The sequence below is a fragment of the Salirhabdus sp. Marseille-P4669 genome (genome assembly GCF_900240405.1).
In the GTDB taxonomy this organism is placed as follows: Bacteria; Bacillota; Bacilli; order Bacillales; family Alkalibacillaceae; genus OEQK01.
This window is the reverse complement of sequence record NZ_OEQK01000005.1, coordinates 231984-258391: the sequence shown is the minus strand read 5'-3', so window position 1 is coordinate 258391 and position 26408 is coordinate 231984. Positions and strand designations below refer to the sequence as shown.

The window sequence follows — 26408 nt, the reverse complement described above, 5'->3', positions numbered from 1 at the left end:
TGTAGCAGTATTGATAAACATGATTGGAATTACATATGAAAATAAGCTCGAGCAGGATTTATCTATTAACCATGTCGATTTTACAAAATACAAATGGTATTGGATCGATTTTAGTGAACCAACTGAAGACGAAATTGAACATCTAGAAAAAACAATACATTTTCACCCACTAGCCGTTGAAGATTGCACCCAAAGATTACAGCGTCCTAAACTTGATTATTATGATAATCATACCTTTTATGTAACGCACATCGTACGGGAGGAAGAACGGGAAATTTTAAAAGAACAATTAAATTTTTTTGTGGGAGAAAATTTTGTTGTCACCTTTCATCGGGTTATTGCAGCAGAGGTTACCCAAGTATGGAATCGTTTAATAGCACATGCAGATGTGAGTCAATGGGATACTTTTTATGTGTTTTATCAAATTTTAGATAAGATTGTGGATAACTATTTTCCATTAATTTATAAAATTGAAGATGAGTTAGATAAGATTGAGGACAATACTCAAAATAAATCCATGAACGATTTAATGATGGAACTATTTGAAACAAGGAATATGCTCTTAAATTTAAGGCACTCCATAAATCCAATGCGTGACCTTCTATATCGAATGTTAAATTCACATCATTTGAACGGAGTAATGGAAAGGAGAGAATATTTTTCGGACATATATGACCATTTATTAAAGCTTTCCGAAATGGTAATGTCCAATAGAGAAATGACAGCAGATATTCGCGACAATTATCTTTCCTTAAACTCTCATCAAACGAATAATGTAATGAAGGTCCTGACGATTATAACTTCGATATTTGCTCCACTAACGTTTATCGCTGGAATTTATGGGATGAATTTTGAAAATATGCCTGAGTTGTCTTGGTCACTCGGCTATTTCGTAACACTGGGAATAATGGGTATTATAGCAGTTTCTATGTACTATTGGTTTAAGCGTAAAGGATGGTTTAAATAGAGGTAAAGATGATCTTATCACAAATTTCTAACAAGCCGAAAATGGGAAGAGTATTCTCGTTTTCGGCTTGAATTTTTTAGTGTGAAGCGGATTTTAAGAAGGAACAGCATATAGAAATAAGAAAATTAGTTTAAGGAGGACTTTCAAATGTGTACGCAGAAATAATAGTGTGGTAAAGGAGTGAATACACATTTATACAATTCGAAAAGGTTCCATTAAAGATGTAAAAGGGATTGCTAAGGTGTCCGTAGATTCCTGGAGAACAACATACAAAGGAATTGTGGATGAACGAATTTTAGCTCGTTTATCATATGAAAAAAGGGAAGACAAATGGCGAAACATCTTTGAAAAAAACAATCCTTCGCATATAAATTTTGTAGCTGAAAATGAGGAAGGAGAAATAATTGGCTATATTGATGGTGGAGAGGAACGAACCGGTAGATATAATGTCGAATCAGAGCTTTACGCCATTTATTTGTTGCAACGTTATCAGCGTATGGGAATTGGAGAAAAATTGGTTCGGAAGTTGGTGAAAGAATTACGAAACAAAGGTTATAATTCCATGCTTGTTTGGGTGATAAAAGACAATCCATCCAGAACATTTTATGAAAAATACAATCCAGTACTTTTAGATACTACCTTTATAGAAGGACTTAAAGTTGAGGAGATGGCATACTGCTGGAGAGATTTATCTGTATTTGTGGAATAATGAACGGAAGAATAATCTGTTTCACGAGAAGATACTGCAATTAGTAAGTAAGCGTAAATAGTAATATGGAGAGGGATGGTCTAGGTGGCGATTGACCTAGTATCAATGTCAGAAGAGGAATATATCGATTTTTATCGTTTTTCGGTTCGAGAATATGCAAAAGGTCATATTAAAGCGGGTAACTGGTCAGAAAAGGAGGCTAATGAAAATGCAGCGAAACAGTTTGACCAATTATTACCACAGGGACTTAACACAAAAGATCATAAATTGTTCACGATTCAACAGGGACAAAACAGCATTGGACATTTATGGATTTATGTGGAATTAAATAAGAAACAAGCCTTTATTTATGATGTTTATTTAAAGGAAGAGGCTAGAGGAAAAGGTTACGGTAAAGAAACGATGCAAGCACTTGACGAATATGCAATATCTAACGCTATAGAAAAAATTAGTTTGCACGTATTTGCTTATAATGAAACAGCAATTCAATTGTATAAAAGTATGGGGTATGAAATTACGGATTACTACATGTCAAAAGTTTTGTAAGGAAATGGAATTACATATAAATGTTAAAGTTATATGCTGCAATTTTGCATTCTATCCACATTCATGATATATTATCTTTAATTAGAGATAATTAAAATAGAAGTATTTTTACTCGATTAATTATCAAAAAGTAAGCAAAAATATAGATAATACGTAAACAATATGGAGGACTATTATGAATGGATTAAAAGGAATGCACCATGTTACAGCAATAACGAGTAGTGCAGAAAAGAATTATGAGTTTTTTACCTATATTCTTGGAATGCGCTTAGTTAAAAAGACAGTGAATCAAGATGATATTCAAACGTATCATTTATTTTTTGCAGATGATAAGGGCAGTGCAGGTACAGATATGACCTTTTTTGATTTCCCAGGGATACCAAAGGGAGTTCATGGAACAAATGAAATTTATAAAACATCGTTTCGTGTACCAACGAACGAGGCTTTAAAATACTGGGTGGAGCGATTCAATCGACTAGATGTAAAACATACGGGAATCCAAGAACAATTCGGGGTGCAAACATTATCCTTTGTAGACTTTGATGAACAACAATATCAATTGATATCAGATGAAGGTCAGAATGGGGTTCCCTCAGGTACACCTTGGCAAAAAGGTCCGATTCCTTTAGAATTTGCAATTACTGGATTGGGTCCTATTGTAGTGAGAATTCAACAGTTTGACTATTTCAAGGAAGTAATGGAAAAGGTGTTGCAATTTAAACAAATTGCAAAAGATGGATCTACTTATTTGTTTGAAGTTGGAGAAGGAGGTAATGGTGCTCGAGTTATTGTAGAACATAACGTTGTTTTACCACCAGCACGACAAGGCTTTGGTACTGTGCATCACGCTGCTTTTAGAGTGGAAGATCGTGAAGAATTAGAAGCGTGGATAACACGTATGGCTAATTTCGGTTTCCGTACCTCAGGCTATGTGAATCGTTTCTATTTTGAATCTTTATATGCAAATGTTGCTCCACAAATTTTGTTCGAATTTGCAACAGATGGGCCAGGTTTTATGGGAGATGAACCTTATGAAACACTTGGGGAAAAGCTAGCGTTACCACCATTCCTAGAGCCTAAACGAGAACAAATAGAAAAGCTTGTAAGACCTATTGATACGGTTCGAAGCACTATTAACTTTGAAAAGGAATATAATGAAGAAAGGAACTAACTATGAAAAAAAAGCTTACCGTTTTTTCATTAATCATCACGTTATTTCTAGTTGCTTGTGGACAAGGAGATGTAGATAAGGTGGTTTTAAAAAATCAGGATAACGTAGATGTTACTTTTCCTGGTGATAAACCTACTCTATTTTTCTTTATTACTACTTACACCTGAGGTACTTGTCAACAGCAACTAGTTAAGTTGCACGAAAATCTAGATAAATTAGAGTCATTAAATATGGATGTTGACACTTATATTATAAGTGCGGACAGCCCTGAAGAACAAAAGCTTTTATATGAGGAACTCAAAAGGTTATATGGAAAGAGCTTACCTTTTGTATCAGATCCTGAATTGGAGATTATCGATCCAATTGGTATGCGTAATGGGGACATTGCATATCGTGGCTATGCATTAATGGATGAGAATGGGAATACTATTTTTCAAAAAAGAAATGACCATTGGGGCATTGAATTGGATGAAACCATAAAGTTGATTGAGGAAGAATACAACAGTATAGAATAACAATTGTAACAAGGCACCTTTAACGGGGTGCCTTGTTTTTGAATAATAAAAAGGAGCGGAAAAAACCGCCCACAGTTTTTATTTACTATCCTTTTGATTTGGTATTGTACAACCATCATCCGTACAAATAGCATCCGTATTCGTTGATAAATCTTGAAATGTAGGTTTAGGGTGTTCTTCTTCCCAAACCTTTTGAAGTGCAGAAGTAAATGTCTCTAATGGTTGAGCACCTGAAATCGCGTATTTTTGATTGATAATAAAGAAAGGAACACCAGTTATACCATATTGCTGTGCGACACTCTCGTCTATACGCACTTCATTTGCATACTTGTTCGTATCTTTTATCACTTCTAATGCCTCTTGTCTATTTAATCCTACTTCTTCGGCAATATCAGCGAGTGTTTCCTCATCACTAATTAACCGAGATTCTGTAAAATAAGCATAGAGCAGTTTTTCGGTCATTTTTTTCTCAACTTCACTGCCTTTATCTTTCGCAAATTTTGCTAGCCGATGGGCAGTAAAGGTATTAGTTGGTTTCATCTCATCGAAATTGTATGTTAGACCAACAGATGCAGCTTGCTCACCCACGCCTTTGTTCATTTCCTTCGCACGCTCTACACTCATTCCATACTTTGATGCAAGAGCTTCATGAATACTTTTTCCAGAATAGAAAGAAGCATTAGGATCTAATTCAAAGCTTTTAAACTCTACTTCAACGTCATCTTTAAAAGGAAGTTGTTCAAGAGCAAGCTCTAATCTTCTTTTACCAATATAACAAAAGGGACAAACAAAATCGGACCAAACCTGTATGTTCATGTAAACACCTCATTCAATAATATGTATTTAGTTTATCATAGACAAAGTATTGCTCAAAAAGACTTGCTCATACATTTTAAAAGGAATTGATAACGTTTAGAGCGAACTATAATGGTAATATTAGAGGCATTAAATTATGGGAAAAGGTAGGTGAAATTAGAGTACATCATGATCGTCCTCACTAAATGTTATAACTTCTTTCAAGTTGCATTATAGCCAGATGAAGTCTAAAGTTAAGAATGAAAAGATGCCATAAGTTTTGGAGGTATTACATGCAAGTTTTAGCTACACATCCTTACTATAAGGTACAAAGACATGTGAGCAGCACAGAACAAAAAGATATTGAAGAAGAGCGTGAATTGATTTTATATAAGGACAAGATTTGTTCTCAATATCGAGAATTTCCTATTCAGAAAGTGTTTGATATTTCCTATCGGATGATTGGGCGAGATGTTGGATTTTTGTATTTGCATACAAGTAAAGGAGTCTATTCCTATAAAATAAAATCGACACCAGAGCAATTTATCGATGCGTATAAACGGGAAATTAATAAAAGTTCATTCTAATTTTAAGTCATCTAGTTTATTATAAAAGAAGTGGATATTGACAAAGATTAAGGATGGTAGCTATGTCTGAAAATGAAAATATAACAAGATTACAGCTTGATGGAAAAGAATACATACTTATCGGTACAGCACATGTGTCAAAGCAAAGCGCTGAACAGGTAAAAGAAATTATTGAAGCAGAAAAACCTGATTCCGTATGCATTGAGTTGGATGAACAGCGGTATCAGTCGATTACAGAAGGTTCAAAGTGGCAAGAAAAAGATATTTTTAAAGTGATAAAGGAAAAAAAGGCAACTCTGTTATTAATTAACTTAGCTATATCTTCATTTCAAAAAAGAATGGCAAATCAATTTGGAATCAATGCTGGGCAAGAAATGATCCAAGGTATTGAATCTGCTAAAGATGTTGGTGCAAATCTTGTTTTAGCCGATCGTAACATACAAATTACCTTTGCTCGAATATGGAGTAATGTAGGTTTTTGGGGGAAGATGAAGCTTCTCACTCAAATTATTTATAGTATATTTAGTCGTGAAGAAATTTCGGAACAAGAGCTTGAAAAATTAAAAACGCAAGATATGTTGGATTCTATGCTGGATGATTTTACAGAGAATTTCCCTAAATTAAAAACACCATTAATTGACGAGCGTGATCAATACTTAAGTCAAAAGATTAAAGAGGCTGAAGGGGATAAAATAGTTGCAGTTCTCGGAGCAGCTCATGTTCCTGGTATTACAAAAGAAATAAAGAAAGAGCACGACTTAAAGAAGTTGAATGCGCGACCACCTAAGTCTAAATGGCCAAAAGTAATTGCTTGGACGATACCAATAGTCATTTTAACCTTAATTTTCTTAACGTTTAATGCAAATCCATCTGCGGCAATGGATCAGACCTTAAGCTGGATCTTATGGAATGGATCTTTGTCTGCTATCGGTGTTGCATTAGCATTTGCCCACCCACTAACGATTCTTACAGCGTTTATAGCAGCTCCTATTACATCGTTAGATCCGATTACAGCTGCTGGATGGTTCGCTGGTTTTGTACAAGCCTATTTTCATCGACCAAATGTTAGTGATTTCGAAAAGCTATCCGATGATGTATTAACAGTGAAGGGCTTCTGGCAAAACAAAGTAACACGAATATTACTTGTTGTTGTCTTTGCTAACTTGGGTAGTTCATTAGGAACATTTATTGGTGGAGCAGATATCATTCGAGTATTTTTAGAAAACTTCTAAACAACAAATTTTGGCTACACTGCGACTTAAGTTTCTCGTTGTGTAGCCAAAAAAATTCTCCGAATCGTAAACCCTACAATCAAACCAGGAATAACGAAAGACATAGGTAAAAACACCGGTCCTAAAGATAACCCGAAAAAAGTAACTTTAGGAGATATCATTAATCCTACTGTTACAAAATAAGCACAGAAAACAAATGGAAGAAATATGTAACGATCTTTTATTATATCTGCGTCTCGAAACGCATCATACATTGCAAAAAAGTACAAACACGGGTAAAACATGAGCCATTGGTAATCAATTACTTGAAATGCTCTTGCTATTTCACCCTGGAAACTTGCCATAATTGCAAGATTAAAATGGGACTGTACATTTACTAAAAACTCCAAAAAAATAAAGAGTATACCTTTTATATATCGACCATTTAACAATTGTCCAAATCCGGGAAGCGCGATGCTCCAAAAGATAGCTTCTTTTTTGTCCACGTTTTTCGATCCTTTGCTAATTTACTTCAAATAGGATTGCTTAATTTTATTATTTAATTAGACTCCCTTTTTATTCTCTAATAACCATAAAAGTAACAGAATTTGTAATTTAAATGAAAAGTAATTTTCTTTTCTAGTCACCATACAACCACGTCTTCTCATAAACTGCATTATAGGAAAAGAGGAGGTCTTACTATGTATTATTACAATCCTAATTGGTATCGTGAGAATTATTATTGGAATTCTCATGAAGCTTATTTACCATATTCCAATCATTATTATCATCGTCAACGACCAGTTCGTGGGCAAGCTACCTGGACAGATGGAGGACAAGTTACAAACTGTGGAATTCCTTGGTCGGAAAATCAATATATGACCGTTGCAGTAGGGGAGCAGTCTCCATTTACTTGCGGTCAAACAATTAAAGTAAGACATTATACGTCATTAGGTCCTAGAGAAGTTATTGTTACCGTAGTAGACAAAGTAAGAGGATATCCAGCTAATCGTTTAAACTTACACAAAAGAGCATTTGAAGCACTCGGTGCAAGACCGGAAGTAGGTGTGATAAATATTGAAATATTATCATCCCCTGAGCTAGAAGAAGAAAAGTGGGGGAAATATTTATTAGAGGTTACACAAGTTGCATATCCAAGTTACAACATAACAGATTATAAACAAGTAGAGAAAAAAAGCATTTCAGCAAATCAGACACAAGAAACATATGAATTTGTATTAGAATCCCCAGATGATGGTCAAATTCGCGTTCAAGGTAATGTCATTTATAATCCAAACACAGACCGGGTAATTTCCTTTGATATTAAAGAAAGATAAATAAAACGCTAATCCTAACAAGTAGGGTTAGCGTTTTTACATTCCACTATTTTGACTAAAAGAAGACGAACGATCTTCTTTCAAGGAACGATAAGGGAGGTGCCAATTATATTGGACTGTTAACATCCGTAATAGAATTACTGCCACAAATACCAAATATAAACCCCACGTTTCATTAATAAAGCCTAAACCAATGGCAAGACCGGCCAGCATTGCCCAAACACCGTATATATCCCCGGTTAATAATGCTGGTTTTCTTCCTGCTAATAAATCACGGATGACACCACCGCCACTTCCAGTTAATAAAGCTGCAATGATAATCGCGCTTATAGGATGATTCATACTAGTTGCATATAGAGATCCTTGAATAGCAAAAGCCGACAAGCCTATTGCATCGGTAAAGGTTCCCCACCTTTTCCAGTGCTTTAAAGCTCCAAGTGGGAAAGAAAATACAAGGGTTATAATAATGATAGCAAGCAAAAATAATAGCCCTTGATCCCAAAGAGCCGAAACAGGAATCCCTATTAAAAGATTTCGGATTGCTCCACCACCAAATGCAGTTGCAAGTCCTAATATATATACTCCTAAAATATCGTATTCTTCTTCCATCGCAACGATTGCACCACTAATTGCAAAAGCAATTGTTCCGATTATATTAAAAATTTCCCAAGTCAATCGTAATACCCCTTTACCATGATGATGCATTTATCGTAACAGTTTTATTAGAAAATGCATAGAACATTATTAATATTTTTTAGGATAACGAATTAATGAAGCAAAGGACTTGAAAGTCAAAAAAGGTCAAAGTATAATATAATCATTCGAAGGTCAAAGAAAGTCAAAGTCAAATTAAATAGTAAAATATATGCTAATCATACAGGAGGTTATCTTATGTTATGTCAAATTTGTAAACAAAATCAAGCAACTGTACAAATGTTTACACATGTTAATGGAGAAAAGTCGCATCTAAATATGTGTCATGCATGTTTCAAGAATCAGCAGGCGAAGCATAAACAGCCTTCTGGGTTTCATAGTCCGTTTGGTTTTCCAATTGATGAATTATTTAAAGGAATGGGATCCAATCCTTCCTCATCGATGAATTACAATCAAAATCTAAAATCAAATACTGGACAAGAACAAAATGGTGTACTCGACCAATTTGGACGAAATGTCACAGATCAAGCAAGAGCAGGGGCTATTGATCCAGTTATTGGACGAGATAAGGAAGTAGAACGAGTTATAGAGATTTTAAATAGAAGAAACAAAAATAATCCTGTATTAATCGGTGAGCCGGGTGTTGGTAAAACAGCTATTGCAGAAGGACTAGCTTTAAAAATTATACAAGGAGAAGTTCCAGCTAAGCTGTTAAATAAAGAGTTATATGTAATGGATGTTGCATCTTTAACAGCTGGTACTGGAATTAGAGGCTCTTTTGAAGAAAGACTTAAGAATATTATCCAAGAACTTCAATCAAGAGAAAATGTCATCTTATTCGTTGATGAAATCCATCAATTGGTTGGTGCTGGTGCTGCGGAAGGGTCAATGGATGCTGGAAATATATTGAAGCCTGCACTGGCAAGAGGTGAGCTTCAAGTGATTGGTGCAACCACATTAAAAGAATATCGACAAATTGAAAAAGACGCAGCATTAGAACGTCGATTTCAGCCTGTGATGGTAAAAGAGCCATCTCTTAAAGAGTCACTTGAAATTTTGAATGGTTTAAAATTGAAGTACGAGGATTATCATAAAGTTCAGTTTACAGATGATGCCATTCATGCTTGTGTAACATTATCACATCGATACATTCAAGATCGCTTTTTGCCAGACAAAGCGATTGATTTGTTAGATGAGGCGGGTTCAAAAGCAAACCTCTTATCTGTTGGAACAGAAAAAAACGAAATTCAGAAGAAATTAACCGAAATACGACTTTTAAAGGAAAATGCAACGAAGGAAGAACGATATGAAGATGCAGCAAGCCTTCGTGACAAAGAACTAGAATTGGAAAAACAACTTCATGCTGGTAGGGAAGAAAAAGGTATTGTAGACGAAAACTTTATTCTTCAATTAATTGAAGCGAAAACTGGGATACCAGTTGGTAAACTTCAGGAAAATGACAAGGCAAAAATGAAAAACCTTGAACAAAACCTACAAAGTAAAGTAATCGGGCAAGATGAAGCAGTAAGAAAAGTTGCGAAGGCAATGCGCAGAAGTCGTGCAGGTCTGAAATCACAGGACCGTCCAATTGGATCATTCTTATTTGTAGGTCCAACAGGAGTTGGTAAAACAGAGTTAACGAAGTCTCTAGCAGAAGAAATGTTCGGAACACGAGATGCAATGATTCGCTTAGATATGAGTGAATATATGGAAAAGCATTCTGTTTCTAAATTAATCGGCTCTCCTCCAGGATATGTAGGACATTATGAAGCTGGTCAATTAACAGAACAAGTAAGACGTAATCCTTACAGTATCATTCTATTAGATGAGATTGAGAAAGCACATCCAGATGTACAACATATGTTCTTGCAAATCCTTGAAGATGGAAGGTTAACCGATAGTCAAGGGCGAACTGTTAGCTTCAAAGATAGTATTATCATCATGACCAGTAACGCAGGAATTACAGATAAAAAACCAATTAAAGTAGGTTTTACATCTGTCGCAAACGATATGGAAAAAGAATCATCTATTCTAGAATCGTTAGGATCCTATTTTAAACCAGAATTCTTAAACCGCTTTGACTCAATTATTGAGTTTAATGAGTTAAGTAAGGAAAACCTTATCAAAATCCTAGACTTGATGCTAGTAGAACTTCATACTCAAGTAATAAAGCAAGGAATCGAATTGGATATTGATGAAGAAGCTAAAAATAAACTAATTGAACTAGGCTATCATCCTGCATTTGGTGCACGACCTTTACGTCGTGTCATTCAAGAGCAATTAGAGGATAAGATAGCAGATATTCTTTTAGAAGAAGAAAGTGTAGAGAAACTTCACGTCGTTGTGGAAGAAGATGCAATTGTCATAAAATAGCTTAAAAAGAAAAACGCTTAGGATCTCGTTTCCTAAGCGTTTTTTATTTCACCTCTATTTTTAACTTTTCTACTTCTTTATCTCCATTAATTATTCTAAGAGTAACATTACCTTTTTCTATGAATGTGTAAGGGGAAACCTTATAAATATCATGAATTTGATAATTCTTTGTTAAAGATGATATGATATTTTGATCTAATGGGATGAATTCAGCTTCCCATTTTTCTTCTACTCCAGATGGAGGTGAAAATTTATCCGCAAATATCAAGACCAATATAAATAATAGAGAAATACTCCCAAGAACAATATATACCATTATAATCACTCCTCTCGATTTATTTTTACTTAAATAAATCGATTTGGTTTCACTATATAGAAAGATAAGGTTGAAGAAAATAAGTTGTTAGCAAGTGAACATCTTAGTATTTTCTTTTTTTGTTCCGATTTTTATGACTTTTCTGAAAAAACTATTCATTATTGATATAATCAATAACAAATAATGAGGGGAGATTTTTATGGAACAATTTCTAAAGATTCATAATGCAAATATATTTGTGAGGACTATAGGAAAGGGTAAACCACTTATCTTTCTGCACGGGGGGCCTGGTGGCAATCACGAATTTTTTTTACCACACCTAGAGGGACTTGCTCGTGACTATCAACTCATTTTTTATGATCAAATGGGATGTGGAAAATCAGAAAGAAGTAAGGATGATAGCTATTCCATACATAGTGAAGTAGAATTGCTGGAATCATTACGAAAGGAACTAAGGCTATCCAAGGTTAACTTATTTGGAGAATCATGGGGCAGTATTCTAGCTTTAAGTTACGCTACAACTTATCCTAACGCTGTAGAGAAAGTTATGTTAACAGCAGCATTAGGCTTAACGAATGATGTATTACATAAATTTCAAAAACAACTTATGAGCAGATTAACAATATTTGACAAATTGAAGTTCGTCTATTTCTCGGTCCTAAATAAAATCAGCAAAACTCCCTCATCCTTACGAGTCACCAACATCCTTGATCCATATTATGTATATTCCAAAGATAATGTAAAAAAGAAAAAATTACTGGAATTTAATGATAAAGTAAATCAAAAAATAGGCGAAGATATTAAAAGGAATTATCATTTAACAACAAAGGTCGAATTATTAGAGGGTATACCTATAAAAATAGCTCAAGGAACACATGATATCCTATCACCAAACCATATTAAAGAATCCATGGTTCCGTATTTACCGAACAGTGAGTTAGTGGAAATTAAACAAGCAGGTCATTGGACTATCATCGAACAACCTGAGATAATGAAGCAACATATACGAAGCTTTTTTTAGAGTTATGGGAGGTATATGATTTGGAAACGGTACGAATAAATGATTATGAAATACATCCATATGATTTAAAGTTAGACAAGATAGATGATCGCAAATTCCTTACTCTTCATTTTAAAGTAACGCATGAAAACTACCATGATATAACGACTCTCCTATATAAAAATGACTTTATTGTTAAGATTCCTAAAAAAGATATTGCGTTTCAAGCAAATATCGCAAATTACTCGACATCCATTACAAACCTTTACGAGGAAGGTAACATTGGAGATTACAAATTAGTTCTAAAAGAAAAGTAAATAGTCTTTTACTTTTATAATACGCCAAGCCAAACGATACATAATGAAGGTTCTTCTTTGGAACAATATGTATAGTTTGTCGAACACATCGTAAATGGAGGCGTACGTATATGACACACAACTTGCATCAGCAATTACAACAATTAAGTAAGAAGATACATGATGCCGAGCAGGCTGTTTTGGATGCACAAGGTTCTCAGCCTGAGCTACTGGAGCAAGCCCTACAGCAATTAGAAGAAGTAGAACGTGAGCTACAAAACGCTCAAAATGAGTCAGGTATAGAGGCAACACATAATCCACAGTTTCAACAAACATATGAACAATTACATGATATCCGTCAACAAGTACAAGATATAAAAAGAAATAACGATGGATTTTAAAAATTGTTAAAACGATAGTAAGAACAGTTAAGTAATCAATATTCAAGCCGCGAGATATTTGGTGAGACATACCAAATTCTTGCGGTTTGTTTCGTTTAATGAAGAAATTGGTCAAGACCAGAACGTTTAACTTTTGGATAGGCTAAATTAAAATAGTTGATTAACGGTAACTTTATTATGTAAACTGATTCTGATCATTGTGTACATTGGAGTGATGTACCCTTTTCTTACATAATTTATTTCCTAATATGTTATGATTATTTATAACATTACATAAAAGAGGGTGAGCAATCATTGGATTCTAAAAGATACAATCAATTTCAAATCTATTTTCACTCCGCATTAATCATTTTCTCGTTTGGAATCCTATATGCTTATACACAGACATATGAATTTGGCTTTATTCTTTTAGGATGTATAATATTGATCAACAGTCTGTTCCGTTTCGTAAAAGTATATAGACAAATGAAAAGAGAACAAAAGGAAAACGAAGAAGCAAAAGGCTCTTGAATAATTATGTTCATGAGTCTTTTTACTATTTTAAACGAACGTAATCTCGTGTTGCTGTGATGCTCTGTTTTGAGGAAAGGAGGACGTTATATGCGGAAAGTAATTGTGAAAGACTATAACCCAAATTGGATTGGCTTTTTTAAGGAAGAGGCGAATTCGTTACATTCTATTTTTCAACATGTATTATTGGATATCCATCATATTGGAAGCACATCAATCCCTGGATTGTCAGCCAAGCCAATTATTGATTTAATGCCTATTGTAACGGATATTCAACTTGTCGATCATTTTAATAAAGAGATGAAAAATCTAGGATATGAAGCGATGGGGGAGAATGGAATAATAGGGAGAAGGTATTTTCAAAAGGGAGGAGATAACCGAACACACCATGTGCATATTTATGAAAAAGGGGACCCGAATGTCATTAGGCATTTGGCATTCCGGGATTATTTAATCCAACATCCCGTAGAGGCTAAAAAGTATGGGGAGTTGAAGCAACAACTTGCGGATAAACATCCAGCTGATATAGAGGCCTATATAATGGGAAAAGACCAATTTATAAAGGAATTAGAGAACAAGGCGTTGAAGTGGTATATAGAACTAGAATTATAATGGGGGTGTGATTAGTTGAGACATCATATTTTAGATTGTACTGACAGGGCATACCAAGTAAGAGTTGCGAAAGAAAGTGATGTAGAGTCTATTTTAGAACTTCTTGTTAATGCTGCGGAATGGTTAGCTACCAAAGAAACCTCACAATGGGATTATTACATTACAGATTTAGAAGGAAATACGAAAGAAGTTGTCGATTCTATTGCCAAGGCATCAACTTTTCTTGTTGAGATAGATAACGAGGTTGTTGCTTCCGTTACATTGGAAAAAGAGCCAAATGATTGGGACCAGGAAATTTGGGGAGCGGATTCGAAACGAGAAGATGTTATGTACTTACACCGACTTGTTGTACATCGGAACTATACAAACAAATCGGAACAAACCTGTTAAAGTGGTGTGAACGATATGTTAAAGAACAAGGTAAAAATAGTATTCGTTTTGATTGTGTAGCTACGAATAAAGGTTTAACTAATTATTATCAGAAAATGTATAAGTTAACCGATATCGCCAATATTCATGGAGGACATTGTAAGTATGAAATTACTCTCTAAAATTAGTTAACTCCTTATTATATTTGTGTTTTAAAATCTGATAAAATAACAATAAGGTAACTTGTGCTAATAAGTATACAGAAACGGAATATCTTAATTCCCAATTTTTATAATGGAATACTCCAAATAACACGTTAATCCACTCAAAGACTATGGCAAATATAGAAAAAAGAACAATAAAGATAGGGATAAAGAATCCTCTTATATGTAGACGCTCGTATAAATAAAGAAAGAAATAAGCAAATGGAGCATATAGCAAGTACAACAAAACGTCAAATAACTCATATTTATCCCAATCCATGATGTCATAAAAATTGATTGACGGTCCTGCCATTAAATGATCTGCAAATCGTGCCAATAAAATTCCGAAAAGCATTAAAATAATCGTTATACTCCAAGGGATCCTTTTAGGAAGCATGAAAAAAACACTATAAAAAACGATAATACAGATAAGGACAAATATTTCATTTGCATCAAATGCATTAGGAAGTGGCATTAAGAGATAATCCTTTCTTTTTGAAATAACCTTTGAAAAAACTTCAGTAGAAGCATAACCGATATGAATAACAGAATATAAATTAGTATTGATTTCCAATAAACCCATTCTATATAAGTGATAATATCCCAATGAACAAGTGTATATTCTACTCCATAAGTAACCAGCAAAAATATAATAAAAGTAATTCCTTTCAACCATTTTCGCGGAATGAGCTTAAGTATATTAATAAATAATAGGATTAGTATGGGTAAAATAATGATTTCATAAATACGAAACATTACAAATAAAGCAGTATTTTTGTTTACTTCCCACACTTCCGTATTCACATAAAGTACTGAAAAGTAGCTACTAATCAACAGTTCTAAAATAATAAAAATAAAGCTGTTCTCAAAAAAAGAATATGGTTTTGTAAAGGAATAAAAAAAGATTAAAAATAGGATTGTCAGTTCAAAGAAAATAGGGTGTTGCATAACATACCTCTTTTTTGCTTAATTTTTAACGAATAAGGCAATTTTATGCATAAACACAATTGAAAAAGGAACAAGTTTTGACTTGTCCCTCATTTTGTCAGTGCTACATTTGAAATGATAAATCCACTCTTAGGTAGTGTTGGCATCTCATTTAATGGATAGCTTAAGTCTTGAGCAGGCACCTCATATTTAACCTGATTCACAAAGAAATCTAGTGTAGACTTCATTACTTCTACTGTAATTCCTTCACCTGGGCACCGATGTCCAGAGGATGGATCTCCACCACCTTGAGGAATAAAATTATATTTATTTTCCGTCCTTTTATGAAAGTTGCGAGGATTAAAATGATTTGCATCCTCCCAAATTCTATTATCATGATTCGTTCCATAAACGTCTAATAGGACCAATGTTCCTTTATTAAAGGTACAATCATTCCATTCAAAGTCTTCTTTAACTCTTGCAGCGAGAAAAGGACCAAATGGATAAAACCGACGTACTTCTTCTACAAAAGCTTCCAAATCCTCTTCCGTACCAATTCTAAGTAACTCGACATGTTCAGGATGTTCATGAAGTGCTAATATCATAAAAGTGATATACGTTGAAATGGCAACTATAGGTCTAAGGATATTCATAATCTCTATTGCAACCATTCGGTTATCAAGCAGGTTTCCATCCAAATCACGGTGAAAAGTGAAAGAATACATAATAGAATCCTTATTTATTTCTATTTTGCCATTTCGCACCGCTTTTACTAGCTCTTCCAACCAGTTTTCAACCTTATTGCGAGCACGTCTTCCTTTCCAATGTCTTGGTCCAATTGCGCCAAATGCATAAACCATAGCTATAAAATCCTCTGCTAAGACGCTCACTTTAGAAGCTTCTACAGGTACCCCAACCCAGTTACAAGCAACACGACATAAAAGTATTCCTGCTTCTTCAAAAATATTTATTTCTTTTTTATTCTTTTTTGTTATTGCTTTTTCCCATTCCTCTTTGACTATTTTTCCTAATCTCTTTTGATCTGCTATTTCCATGTAAGGCAAAAATAACTTTTTTCGGTGTCTATGTTCTTGATCATCTAATGTTTGAATGGCACCAACTCCAAACAACGATTGCTGTATGCGATAGGGGGCAGCACCTTTTCGCGTAAATCGTTTCGGATCATAAAAAACTTTTGCTGCGTTTTCCCCCGACATGCAAATAACATTTTGACCTAGTATTCTTGCCTTGAAAATGTCGGATTGATATCGATTGATACGATTCTTGATAAAAAGATAGCCCTCTTGTATTAGAGTAATACTATTATCTAGCTTTTGATCATGTGGGATATTATCGTTTGCAGACACAATTACATCACCCTTTATCACCATTTTTGTTTAGTATTCCCTAAATGATGAAGCTTACATTATCAAAAAAGTAACCTAAAAAGTTAGAACATTATGTTATTATATGGTGGTGGTATACAATACTGAAATTAGCTTTAAAATGGATTTTGGAGCATAGGGGAGAGTCAAGCATGCAAAAACTAACAATTGTATCCTTATTAGATGTTATTGGGGAACTATTTTCAGACGAAATTTCTATTGCAGTCTCCAATACAAATGAATATATTTATTACCGACCTAGTAAACGGATTGATTTAAAAATAGAGCCGGGAGATTTTATTAAGGAAGGTACAATAACCTATAAAGCTTTTACCTCAAAACAAAAGGTTTCTGAATTTATTAGTCGTGATGTTTTTGGAGTTCCGTATCATGGAATGGCAGTTCCGTTTGAATATAACGGGAAGCTAGAAGGGTGTGTGACTGCAATCTATCCAGCATTAACAGAGGGGAAATCAGTTGTAACGATAAAAACCCATGATGGCTGGAAGCCTATCCCATTTGAAAAGGTTATCTATTTAGAAGTGAAAAATAGAAAGACGTATATCTTTTCAAATGAAATTACCGGAACAAATAAAAACACACTTCAAGAATTTGAATATAGCTTACCTAGGGAAACCTTTATACGCTGTCATCGCTCCTATATTGTAAATGTACATCATATTAGAGAAATTTTTCCTGATTCCCATTCCACTTTTGTATTAGAAATGTCAAATGGAGACAGGGTACCTGTTAGTCAGTCTTATTCTAGTTATTTTCGTAAACTATTAGGGTTTTAATGGATTCTACAAAAAAATGCTGGTTTAAACACAAATTACTATTTTCTAACCGATAAAATTCTATTTCTATCCTTTTTTCTGCAGTTCCTTTTTTTATAAGTTAAAATAATTCTAAAAGTTAGGAAAGAGGGATTGCATAATGGTGAAACACATCGAACGGGTAAAAAATAAACGATTACATAAACGAGTCGTGTCTGCTGAAGAAGCTGCATTGTGGATTCAAGATGGTATGACACTTGGTTTAAGCGGATTTACACGTGCCGGTGATGTGAAAGCGGTACCAACGGCGCTTGTTAAGAGGGCTGAAGTTGAACAGTTTAAAGTAAACGTTTACACCGGTGCTTCCTTAGGGTCTGATATTGATAAAATGTTCGCAGAGGCAGGAATTATTAACAAGAGACTACCATTCCAAGCAGACCCAACTATGAGAAAAGCAATTAATTCTGGTGAGCACTTATTCGTTGATCACCATTTATCACATACTGCCGAATTGATACGTGCAAATGTAATTGATACGATTGATTACGCTATTTTGGAAGCGATTTCTATAACAGAAGATGGTATGGTTATACCGACAACATCCATTGGAAATTCATCGATTTTTGCTGAGCATGCCGAGAATATTATTATTGAAATCAACTTGTCACAGCCGCTTGAACTAGAAGGGGTACATGACATTTACAGTCCAGCAAAGCAAGGGGAGCGCTCACCGATTCCTTTGACTAAACCAAATGATCGTATCGGTACTATGGGAATTCCAGTTGATTTGAACAAGATAAAAGGGATCGTTTTTACAAATCAATTAGATTCACCTTCTACGATTATTGCACCAGATGACGAAACACAGGTTATGGCAAATCATTTAATGAGCTTCTTACGAAAAGAAATTGATGCAGGTCGGTTAACGAAAAGTCTTGCACCATTACAATCTGGTATTGGTTCTGTTGCAAACGCCGTATTACACGGTATGCTTGATTCAGAATTTGAAAACCTAGAAGTATATTCCGAGGTTCTACAAGATGCCGTTTTTGATTTAATGAATGCTGGTAAAGTAAACTTTGCTTCTTGTTGTTCCATAACATTGTCAGAAGAAAAAATGAAGCAAGTATTCCTTAACTTTGATCAATATCGTGACAAGTTATTGATGCGACCACAAGAAATTTCCAATCATCCTGAAATTATTCGGCGACTCGGATTAATTTCAATTAATACAGCATTGGAATTTGATATATATGGGAATGTAAATTCCACTCATGTATCAGGTACTAAAATGATGAATGGAATTGGTGGCTCTGGAGATTTTGCTCGTAATGCACGGTTAGCTATTTTTGTGACAAAATCCATTGCAAAAGGTGGAGATATTTCAAGTATCGTTCCTTTTGTATCTCATATTGATCATACCGAACATGATGTAGATGTTGTTGTTACGGAACAAGGATATGCAGACCTACGCGGGCTTGCACCACGTGAGCGAGTTCCATTAATTATTGAAAATTGTGCACATCCAATGTATCGTGAACAATTATGGTCTTATTATAAAGAAGCGTTGACAAAAGGTGGCCAAACACCACACGTATTGGAAAAAGCATTCTCCTGGCACACGAATTTTGCAGAGCATGGCACAATGCGTGGAGTTGGGGTGCCTGTCACCTCCCACATTTTAGCGGAATATGTCGAATAAACGTTATTGTTACGAGCTCTCTAATCTAGTATTAGGGAGCTTTTATTTTGTTTGTTTCGCTAACCTCAATTAACTGGTTTTGATGCTCCAAAGACCGAATATATCGTTATTTGTCGACCAACATAAGTTATAGTAAGGGTTGATTGAAAATATTACAAAACTAATATTCAACCAATGAAATTTTTAAAGTATACTAAAATAGAATAATATGTAAGCGTTATCTTGATGAAGGAGGGGTTCGGTTGCGATATGATGTTATCGTTGTTGGCGCAGGGCTTGCAGGACTAGTTGCTACTGCAGAGTTAGGAGATGCAGGTAAAAATGTTTTACTTTTAGATCAAGAACCAGAAGCATCATTGGGCGGACAAGCTTGGTGGTCGTTTGGTGGACTTTTTCTAATAGATTCACCGGAACAGAGAAGAATGGGGATAAAGGACTCAAAAGAACTAGCGTGGCAAGACTGGTTAGGAACAGCAGGATTTGATCGGGAAGAAGATTATTGGGGGCGTAAATGGGCAGAAGCCTATATCGATTTTGCTGCAGGAGAAAAGAGAGCTTGGTTAAGAGACATGGGAGTTAAGTTTTTTCCTGTTGTTGGTTGGGCCGAAAGAGGCGGTTACTTAGCGGATGGCCATGGAAATTCGGTGCCAAGATTCCATATTGTGTGGGGAACCGGCCCTGGAATCGTCGCTCCGTTTGAACGTCGGGTTCGTGAGCATATCAAGAATGGATTGGTTGATTACAAACCTCGACATCGTGTTGATCAATTATTACGTACAAATGGAATGATTTCTGGTGTTTCAGGGTCCATCCTTCAGCAAAGTAATGTCTCGCGTGGAGAGGATAGCTCTCGAGAAATAATTGGAGAATTTGAATATCATGCACAAGCTGTACTTGTTTCTAGTGGTGGTATTGGAGCAAACTTTGAATTAATTCGAAAAAACTGGCCGAAACGTTTAGGTCGGCCACCGAAGCACATGATTTCGGGTGTGCCAGCTCATGTAGATGGTAGGATGCTAGAGATTACTGAAAATATAGGAGGACATATAGTTAATCGAGATCGGATGTGGCACTACACCGAAGGAATCCAAAACTGGGCACCAATCTGGAGTAAACATGGGATACGTATACTTCCAGGTCCATCATCGATCTGGTTAGATGCAAATGGAAAGAGGTTTCAAGCACCGTTTTTGCCAGGGTTTGATACGTTAGGGACGTTGGAAGAAATAATGAAAACAGGATATGATTACTCCTGGTTTATTCTCACGCAAAAAATAATAGAGAAAGAACTTGCATTGTCTGGTTCAGAGCAAAATCCAGACTTGACGGAAAAAAGTATGAAAAAACTGTTGTCACGTATTCGTTCAGGAGCACCTAGTCCAGTACAAGCATTTATGGACAAAGGAGAAGACTTTGTTATAGCGGATTCACTAGATAAGCTTGTAGACGGAATGAATCAATTAACGAATGCAAATCTATTAAACTATGAAGAAATTGAAAAACAAATTCAAGCACGTGACCGTGAGATAGACAACAAATTTACAAAAGACCTTCAAATTACTGCTATGAGAGGGGCTCGTTTTTATCGGGGGGATAAATTAATCCGGGTTGCAAAACCACACAAAATATTAGATCCCAAAAATGGCCCGTTAATTGCAATCCGATTACATATATTGAGTCGTAAAACCCTTGGTGGATTACAAACAAATTTATCCGGACAGGTTCTGGATAAAACAGGCAATCCCATACCAGGACTCTATGCTGCAGGAGAAGTATCAGGATTTGGTGGTGGAGGAGTACATGGCTACCGTTCATTAGAAGGTACGTTTTTAGGTGGTTGTCTATTTACCGGTAGAACCGCCGGTAGAGCTATAGCCAAGGAAATCTGAAGAAAAGATGGTAACATTAATTATTCTAAATATTAAAACGATAAACTGCTAGATTTGTTATAATGTACAGGTCTTACTTCACTATAAAGGAATGAGGAACATATTCGAAAAAGAAATTGAAACATGTATAGAAAGCATACCCACAGTATCGAATAGTGAACGATTTATTGTTGGTATTGATGGCTTAAGCAGGTCCGGGAAAACAACCTACACCAATTTACTTCACCAAAAACTTATTGAATATCAGATGCCGATTCTTGTTTTTCATATGGATGATTTTATCGTAGAAAGGAAGAAAAGATACGATACTCCCTTCGATGAATGGTATGAATATTACCAGCTCCAATGGGATGTTGACTATTTGAAGAAAGTCTTTTTTAGCAAATTAAAAACAGCTTCACAAGTAGTACTTCCATCTTATGATCCTGACAATGATGATATTGTACAGAAAAAAATGAAGCTTCCTACACCTTGCATTATTTTAATTGAAGGGGTATTTCTCCAACGAAAAGAATGGCATAAGTACTTTGATTTTTTCATTTTCATTACCAGTTCTAAAGATAAAAGATTTCAAAGAGAGCATGCAGACACTAAAAAAAAGATAGATAAGTTTAAGACTAGATATTGGATAGCAGAGAGTTATTATTTAGAAAATCGTAACCCGGAAAAACATGCGAACCTAGTTATTCATAATTAAAAGCAAAAGGAGTGTTTCCCATAATTATCTTAATTAATGGTGCGTTTGGTGTCGGGAAAACCACTACAGCAAAAAAATTAAACCAACTAATACCTAATAGCATTATATTTGATCCTGAAAACATAGGGTATTTACTAAGAGAATTGGTTCCTGAAAATATGAGGCAAGAACACGAAAGAACAGGGGATTTTCAGGACTTTGATTTATGGAAAATTCTTACGGTTCAAGTAGCTACCATGATAAAAAACAAATATAACAAAACCCTCATTGTGCCGATGACGATTTATAAAAAAGAAAACTTTACTTATATATTTAATCAGTTAAAAGACTTAGATAAAGATACGTACCATTTTTGTTTAACAGCTAACGAAAAAACGATTCATGCCCGTCTACTAAAAAGAGGTGAAGATGAAGGGAATTGGAGCTTCCAGCAAACAAATAAGTGTGTGGAGGCTTTTCAGGAAGACCTTTTTGAAGAAAAAATAATAACCGATACCATATCCAGTGATGAAGTTGTACAAATTATTTCATCTAGAGTAAAGGAGAATATTGGTGTTTGATTCGCTTGGTGTATTAAGAACAGGTAATCCAAGGCAACAACTAGCTTACGAGAATATAATCAAATTAAATATTTTAAAGGATTTTAAAGACTATAATCCAACCTTATGTGGAACAATCCCTCTTAATATAGACGTAGAGAATTCTGACTTGGATATTATTATGGAAGCTTATCATCTGAATGCGTTCAAAGAAAAAATAATTAGGCGATATGGGCATTTAAGTAAGTTTCGAATAACCGAAAAAGTAATAAGAGAACGAAAAGTAGTGAAAGCAAACTTTTTGTATGGCGGATTTGAATTTGAATTATTTGGGCAGCCGCAACCAGTGTGTGAACAAAATGCATACCTACATATGGTTATTGAAAATGCCCTCTTAAAGGTAGATTCTAGTATGCGGCAAAAAGTACGAGACTTGAAAAGGAAAGGTTATAAGACGGAGCCTGCGTTTTGTAAACTATTAAATATTCCAGGAGATCCATACGACGAGTTCATTCAATTTGCAAAAAAGGAAGGTTTATTACTAGATTAGAAGGAGCGTAATGATGATAACTGTACAAATTGCAGAAATAAAACATGTAAAAGCTATTGTGAACGTATGCATAGAAGCACAATGGGCAACGTATAAGGAGTTATATTCGAAAGAGTATATCGAACAAATTATTAGCGAGTATTATAACGAAGAACGTGTTTATAAAGAAGTGACAGAAACAGGAAGGGGCTGGGGAGGTTGGTTTGTAGCCTTGGATGGTGAAGAAGTAGTTGGTGCTGGAGGAGGAGGAATGACTGGAGCGCGCGAAGCCGAGATTTATGTATTATATTTAAAACCTACTCGGAGAAATGAAGGTATTGGTAGTAAATTACTTCATGCTATTACATTGCAGCAACAAGAACTAGGTGCAACAATACAATGGGTATCTGTTGCCAAAGATAATCAAAAAGCAATACCATTTTATGAAGCGAAAGGATTTCGTTTTCAACACGAAGAAGAAGCCTATGAAAAGGGAGTACATGAAGACTATATTTCGTTACGGTATGCTAGAGAAGTTGGAAAGTAATGTAAATCATACTCTGCAAAGTTCGTTCTTAACAAATTTCGTAATTAAGGTATAATAAATACAGGTGAGGTATGCTAAACAATTCGAAGCTTTCTTTGATTGGTTAGCATATTTCATCAGAAAATTTAGACACATTGAAAGTGAGTGTTTTTATGGGCCGTAAATGGAATAACATAAAAGAAAAGAAGGCAGCTAAGGATAAAAATACGAGTCGTATTTATGCAAAGTTCGGCCGTGAAATCTATGTAGCCGCTAAAGGTGAACCAGATCCAGAAATAAATGTGGCTTTAAAAATGGTCCTTGAGCGTGCAAAAACATATAACGTTCCGAAATCCATTATCGACCGAGCTATTGAAAAAGCAAAAGGTGGTTCGGACGAAAATTACGATGAACATCGTTATGAAGGATTTGGACCTAATGGATCAATGGTAATTGTTGATGCCTTAACAAACAATGTGAATCGTACTGCTTCTGAAGTACGTGCTGCGTTTGGTAAAAACGGTGGAAATATGGGGGTTAATGGTTCCGTAGCATATATGTTTGATCGTACAGCTGTTTTTGGTATAGAAGGTAAAAATGAAGAAGAGGTTCTGGAATTATTGATGGAAGCAGATATTGATGTCCGTGATATTATGTCTGAAGATGACATCGTTATTGTCTATGCAGAACCTGATCAATTCCATACTGTACAAGAAGCATTTAAAAATGCTGGTATTACCGAATTTACTGTAGCAGAATTAACAATGCTCCCTCAAAATGAAGTGAAGCTTGATGGAGAAGCACAAGAACAATTTGAAAAAATGATTGATGTTTTAGAAGACCTAGAGGATGTTCAGCAGGTTTACCATAACGTGGATTTAGATTAATGATAGTAGGCAGACTTTTTTGTTACAACACAAAAAGTCTGCTTTTTTATTTGGAAAGTATTGAATTAATGTAGGTATTAGCAAGACAAAACTTTTTTATTGCAATTATCATAAAAGCTTTAGTTAAACAAGTAAATTCATTGAGTTTTCCTATTTTCTCAATGAGAGTTTCACGCTAGTAAAAGTTAAAATATTACTACTTTTGTCCATATTCAAAATAATATATAATAATTGTAATACTTGTATGGAAGAGGAGATAACCTTTTATCGTGTCCTTCTGCTTTTTAATAAGTAGAGTAATTTATCAACACACATAAAACTGGGGGACTAGGTTTGAAAATTTACACGTTAAACAATATAAAGAAGGAGAAATTAACAAACTTTTTTGTACAGCACTGGGGAAGCACGGAAATGGTTATTTCCAGTGGGGTTTTTCATTGTGATGAATTAGATGGATATGCTGCAATTAATGAGAGAGAGGAAATTGTCGGATTAATTACCTATACAATCAACAAACAGGAATGTGAGATAATCTCGTTGGATAGTTTAGTAGAAAACAAAGGAATTGGTACTAGCTTACTTAAAAAAGTGGAAGAGAAGGTTCTAGATACATGCAAGCTTGTAAAAGTCATCACTACCAATGACAACATTCGTGCATTAGCCTTTTATCAAAAACGAGGATATCGTTTGGTTCACATTTTTTCAAATGCAGTAGAAGAAGCCCGAAAAGTAAAGCCACAAATCCCACTTATTGCAGATAATGGAATTGCAATTCGGGACGAGCTACTTTTTGAGAAACTGTTAATAGGCTCTAATACATAAAATCTATCATAGAAAAAGAAATGGTAGAGAAATCGTTTTTTACTAAAAGGGGGATTTCCATTGAAGGAAGTCAAGATCTTACAATCTAATAATAGAAACATACAAAAACCTGCTCATTTTAACTTAAAGGACGTTGACGGTGATGAGATGCGCAAGTTAAGAGAATATGTCTTATCTAGAGTAAATTTACTTATCTATAGTGATCCGGATATTTTCTATCAGACTATGGATTGGGTTTCTTCCCAATGGGAACATGATGGTATCAATAATGCACCTGAAGATATGACATCTTTAGAGATCTTGGAAAGAGCTGGTAAAGGTGAAAAATTCCGCTGTGTAGAGTACGCGAAGGTTACTGTAGATGTTTTCAATGCATTAGGTTATGTAGCAAGGCTTGTTAACATCATCAGCGAGGATGCCGACTATGGTGGACTTGGAAAAGCACATATGGCGGTAGAAGTTTGGTCTAATAGTCTAGAAAAGTGGATTTATCTCGACCCGCAATTTAGTATGTATGCTACAAAAGACAACATACCATTAAACTACTATGAAATATATACGAACTTTGATGAAGTACATATTATTTATATGGATACAAAAGCTGCCATAATTGGGATAGATAAAAGTGAAGCAATCAAAAAGTATAAAGATTTTCTCTCTAACTATTTTGGCTTTATGTGTATTTTTGTTTACGAACAGGATATTAGAACAAGATTAACCTTGCATTTAAATAACCCGAAGCAACAATTAGCCTTTCAATATATGGGATTAAGTAATGCTGTTTATACGAATAATCTTCATGATCTCTATTTTCCAATAAATCAAACACTCATTCTTTTCGATTACAAAGAAAAAATTGACTTTAATGCTATTTTTAAGAAAAACAACATTAAAACATTAGAAGAATTTCAAGCAAATTTAGATTTGTTTGAAACTCAACCTAAATTTAAATTAAAATTTCTTAATAATATGGAATTCTTCAATAAGTATGAAATCCAAATAAATCAACAAGAAAAATTCTATACAAATGAGTCAACGGTAGACTGTGAATTAAGAGAAGGTATAAATACAATTAAAGTTTGTGCAATAAACAAATTAGGGGTTAAAGGTTGTACCACAGAAATTCAAATACGTTACGAATAAACAGTTTCACATAA

31 protein-coding genes and 1 pseudogene are annotated in these 26408 nt (G+C 34.7%); 26 read left to right on the top strand and 6 right to left on the bottom strand.

Annotation, left to right across the window (positions count from 1 at the left end):
• Window positions 1-10 precede the first annotated feature (10 nt).
• From corA to C1A05_RS11745, 6 genes are all read left to right on the top strand, one after another.
• Window positions 11-967 (top strand): magnesium/cobalt transporter CorA, encoded by a 957-nt coding sequence (gene corA / locus C1A05_RS11765; protein ID WP_102028430.1) that lies wholly within the window; start codon window positions 11-13, stop codon window positions 965-967.
• A gap of 241 nt (window positions 968-1208) precedes the next feature.
• Window positions 1209-1676, top strand: a complete 468-nt coding sequence (locus C1A05_RS11760; protein ID WP_373419474.1) for a GNAT family N-acetyltransferase — start codon at window positions 1209-1211, stop codon at window positions 1674-1676.
• An 84-nt stretch (window positions 1677-1760) separates the two neighbouring features.
• Window positions 1761-2222, top strand: coding sequence for a GNAT family N-acetyltransferase (locus tag C1A05_RS11755; protein ID WP_102028428.1), 462 nt, complete (start codon window positions 1761-1763; stop codon window positions 2220-2222).
• Window positions 2223-2397: 175 nt separating this feature from the next.
• Window positions 2398-3393 (top strand): ring-cleaving dioxygenase, encoded by a 996-nt coding sequence (locus C1A05_RS11750; RefSeq protein WP_102028427.1) that lies wholly within the window; start codon window positions 2398-2400, stop codon window positions 3391-3393.
• 2 nt (window positions 3394-3395) lie between these two features.
• Complete coding sequence (locus C1A05_RS18180; RefSeq protein ID WP_200816493.1) at window positions 3396-3560, top strand: hypothetical protein; 165 nt, start codon at window positions 3396-3398, stop codon at window positions 3558-3560.
• A 63-nt stretch (window positions 3561-3623) separates the two neighbouring features.
• Window positions 3624-3908, top strand: a complete 285-nt coding sequence (locus C1A05_RS11745) for a hypothetical protein (RefSeq protein WP_234998494.1) — start codon at window positions 3624-3626, stop codon at window positions 3906-3908.
• 78 nt (window positions 3909-3986) lie between these two features.
• Here the strand turns inward: C1A05_RS11745 and C1A05_RS11740 are convergent, their stop codons facing one another.
• Window positions 3987-4724, bottom strand: coding sequence for a DsbA family oxidoreductase (locus C1A05_RS11740; protein WP_102028425.1), 738 nt, complete (start codon window positions 4722-4724; stop codon window positions 3987-3989).
• Window positions 4725-4996: 272 nt separating this feature from the next.
• Here C1A05_RS11740 and C1A05_RS11735 point away from each other — a divergent pair, with 272 nt between their 5' ends.
• Together C1A05_RS11735 and C1A05_RS11730 are read left to right on the top strand one after the other, a co-directional pair.
• Window positions 4997-5290, top strand: a complete 294-nt coding sequence (locus C1A05_RS11735; RefSeq protein ID WP_102028424.1) for a hypothetical protein — start codon at window positions 4997-4999, stop codon at window positions 5288-5290.
• 62 nt (window positions 5291-5352) lie between these two features.
• Window positions 5353-6522, top strand: a complete 1170-nt coding sequence (locus tag C1A05_RS11730) for a TraB/GumN family protein (protein WP_102028423.1) — start codon at window positions 5353-5355, stop codon at window positions 6520-6522.
• A gap of 26 nt (window positions 6523-6548) precedes the next feature.
• Here the strand turns inward: C1A05_RS11730 and C1A05_RS11725 are convergent, their stop codons facing one another.
• On the bottom strand, window positions 6549-7007 hold the full coding sequence (locus C1A05_RS11725) for a hypothetical protein (RefSeq protein ID WP_102028422.1): 459 nt from the start codon (window positions 7005-7007) through the stop codon (window positions 6549-6551).
• Between the two features lie 195 nt (window positions 7008-7202).
• Between C1A05_RS11725 and C1A05_RS11720 the strand changes: the two genes are divergently transcribed.
• Window positions 7203-7838 (top strand): DUF3889 domain-containing protein, encoded by a 636-nt coding sequence (locus C1A05_RS11720; RefSeq protein ID WP_102028421.1) that lies wholly within the window; start codon window positions 7203-7205, stop codon window positions 7836-7838.
• Window positions 7839-7874: 36 nt separating this feature from the next.
• Here C1A05_RS11720 and C1A05_RS11715 read toward each other — a convergent pair whose 3' ends face one another.
• Complete coding sequence (locus tag C1A05_RS11715; RefSeq protein ID WP_102028420.1) at window positions 7875-8513, bottom strand: trimeric intracellular cation channel family protein; 639 nt, start codon at window positions 8511-8513, stop codon at window positions 7875-7877.
• A 216-nt stretch (window positions 8514-8729) separates the two neighbouring features.
• Between C1A05_RS11715 and C1A05_RS11710 the strand changes: the two genes are divergently transcribed.
• Complete coding sequence (locus tag C1A05_RS11710; RefSeq protein ID WP_102028419.1) at window positions 8730-10865, top strand: ATP-dependent Clp protease ATP-binding subunit; 2136 nt, start codon at window positions 8730-8732, stop codon at window positions 10863-10865.
• 43 nt (window positions 10866-10908) lie between these two features.
• Here the strand turns inward: C1A05_RS11710 and C1A05_RS11705 are convergent, their stop codons facing one another.
• Complete coding sequence (locus C1A05_RS11705) at window positions 10909-11181, bottom strand: hypothetical protein (protein WP_102028418.1); 273 nt, start codon at window positions 11179-11181, stop codon at window positions 10909-10911.
• A gap of 199 nt (window positions 11182-11380) precedes the next feature.
• On the opposite strand from C1A05_RS11705, the gene C1A05_RS11700 reads away from it, so the two are divergent.
• The 6 genes and pseudogenes from C1A05_RS11700 to C1A05_RS11675 all read left to right on the top strand — a co-directional run bounded on the left by C1A05_RS11700 (window position 11381) and on the right by C1A05_RS11675 (window position 14551).
• Complete coding sequence (locus C1A05_RS11700) at window positions 11381-12202, top strand: alpha/beta fold hydrolase (RefSeq protein WP_102028417.1); 822 nt, start codon at window positions 11381-11383, stop codon at window positions 12200-12202.
• A gap of 20 nt (window positions 12203-12222) precedes the next feature.
• On the top strand, window positions 12223-12498 hold the full coding sequence (locus C1A05_RS11695; RefSeq protein ID WP_102028416.1) for a DUF3219 family protein: 276 nt from the start codon (window positions 12223-12225) through the stop codon (window positions 12496-12498).
• Between the two features lie 110 nt (window positions 12499-12608).
• Window positions 12609-12878 (top strand): hypothetical protein, encoded by a 270-nt coding sequence (locus C1A05_RS11690; RefSeq protein WP_102028415.1) that lies wholly within the window; start codon window positions 12609-12611, stop codon window positions 12876-12878.
• A 294-nt stretch (window positions 12879-13172) separates the two neighbouring features.
• Window positions 13173-13388: a hypothetical protein gene (locus C1A05_RS11685; RefSeq protein ID WP_102028414.1), complete on the top strand. Its 216-nt coding sequence runs from the start codon at window positions 13173-13175 to the stop codon at window positions 13386-13388.
• Window positions 13389-13478: 90 nt separating this feature from the next.
• A complete protein-coding gene (locus C1A05_RS11680; RefSeq protein ID WP_102028413.1) occupies window positions 13479-14000 on the top strand; it encodes a GrpB family protein in 522 nt (173 codons plus the stop codon).
• Window positions 14001-14015: 15 nt separating this feature from the next.
• Window positions 14016-14551: pseudogene (locus tag C1A05_RS11675) on the top strand (GNAT family N-acetyltransferase).
• On the opposite strand, the gene C1A05_RS11670 reads toward C1A05_RS11675, so the two are convergent.
• Both C1A05_RS11670 and C1A05_RS11660 read right to left on the bottom strand, forming a co-directional pair.
• A complete protein-coding gene (locus tag C1A05_RS11670; protein ID WP_145997315.1) occupies window positions 14541-15146 on the bottom strand; it encodes a hypothetical protein in 606 nt (201 codons plus the stop codon). The pseudogene C1A05_RS11675 and the gene C1A05_RS11670 overlap by 11 nt on opposite strands.
• 463 nt (window positions 15147-15609) lie before the next feature.
• Window positions 15610-16866 carry a cytochrome P450 gene (locus C1A05_RS11660; protein WP_234998493.1) on the bottom strand — a complete coding sequence of 419 codons (1257 nt, stop codon included), beginning with the start codon at window positions 16864-16866 and terminating at the stop codon, window positions 15610-15612.
• A gap of 170 nt (window positions 16867-17036) precedes the next feature.
• On the opposite strand from C1A05_RS11660, the gene C1A05_RS11655 reads away from it, so the two are divergent.
• From C1A05_RS11655 to C1A05_RS11610, 10 genes are all read left to right on the top strand, one after another.
• Entirely contained in the window at window positions 17037-17681 is a 645-nt protein-coding gene (locus tag C1A05_RS11655) for a LytTR family DNA-binding domain-containing protein (RefSeq protein WP_102028408.1), read from the top strand.
• A gap of 139 nt (window positions 17682-17820) precedes the next feature.
• Window positions 17821-19362, top strand: coding sequence for an acetyl-CoA hydrolase/transferase family protein (locus tag C1A05_RS11650; RefSeq protein ID WP_102028407.1), 1542 nt, complete (start codon window positions 17821-17823; stop codon window positions 19360-19362).
• Between the two features lie 242 nt (window positions 19363-19604).
• A complete protein-coding gene (locus C1A05_RS11645) occupies window positions 19605-21251 on the top strand; it encodes an FAD-binding dehydrogenase (protein WP_102028406.1) in 1647 nt (548 codons plus the stop codon).
• Between the two features lie 91 nt (window positions 21252-21342).
• Complete coding sequence (locus tag C1A05_RS11640) at window positions 21343-21948, top strand: kinase (RefSeq protein ID WP_102028405.1); 606 nt, start codon at window positions 21343-21345, stop codon at window positions 21946-21948.
• A gap of 11 nt (window positions 21949-21959) precedes the next feature.
• Window positions 21960-22508: an AAA family ATPase gene (locus C1A05_RS11635; protein ID WP_234998489.1), complete on the top strand. Its 549-nt coding sequence runs from the start codon at window positions 21960-21962 to the stop codon at window positions 22506-22508.
• A complete protein-coding gene (locus tag C1A05_RS11630; protein WP_102028404.1) occupies window positions 22501-23037 on the top strand; it encodes a DUF4269 domain-containing protein in 537 nt (178 codons plus the stop codon). Before C1A05_RS11635 ends, C1A05_RS11630 begins: the two co-directional genes overlap by 8 nt.
• A 10-nt stretch (window positions 23038-23047) precedes the next feature.
• On the top strand, window positions 23048-23563 hold the full coding sequence (locus C1A05_RS11625) for a GNAT family N-acetyltransferase (protein ID WP_306373258.1): 516 nt from the start codon (window positions 23048-23050) through the stop codon (window positions 23561-23563).
• Between the two features lie 152 nt (window positions 23564-23715).
• A complete protein-coding gene (locus C1A05_RS11620; RefSeq protein ID WP_102028402.1) occupies window positions 23716-24429 on the top strand; it encodes a YebC/PmpR family DNA-binding transcriptional regulator in 714 nt (237 codons plus the stop codon).
• 333 nt (window positions 24430-24762) lie between these two features.
• The gene (locus C1A05_RS11615) at window positions 24763-25251 is read left to right on the top strand and encodes a GNAT family N-acetyltransferase (RefSeq protein WP_234998488.1); all 489 of its coding nucleotides are present in this window, start codon (window positions 24763-24765) and stop codon (window positions 25249-25251) included.
• Window positions 25252-25311: 60 nt separating this feature from the next.
• Complete coding sequence (locus C1A05_RS11610; RefSeq protein WP_102028401.1) at window positions 25312-26394, top strand: transglutaminase-like domain-containing protein; 1083 nt, start codon at window positions 25312-25314, stop codon at window positions 26392-26394.
• Window positions 26395-26408 lie beyond the last annotated feature (14 nt).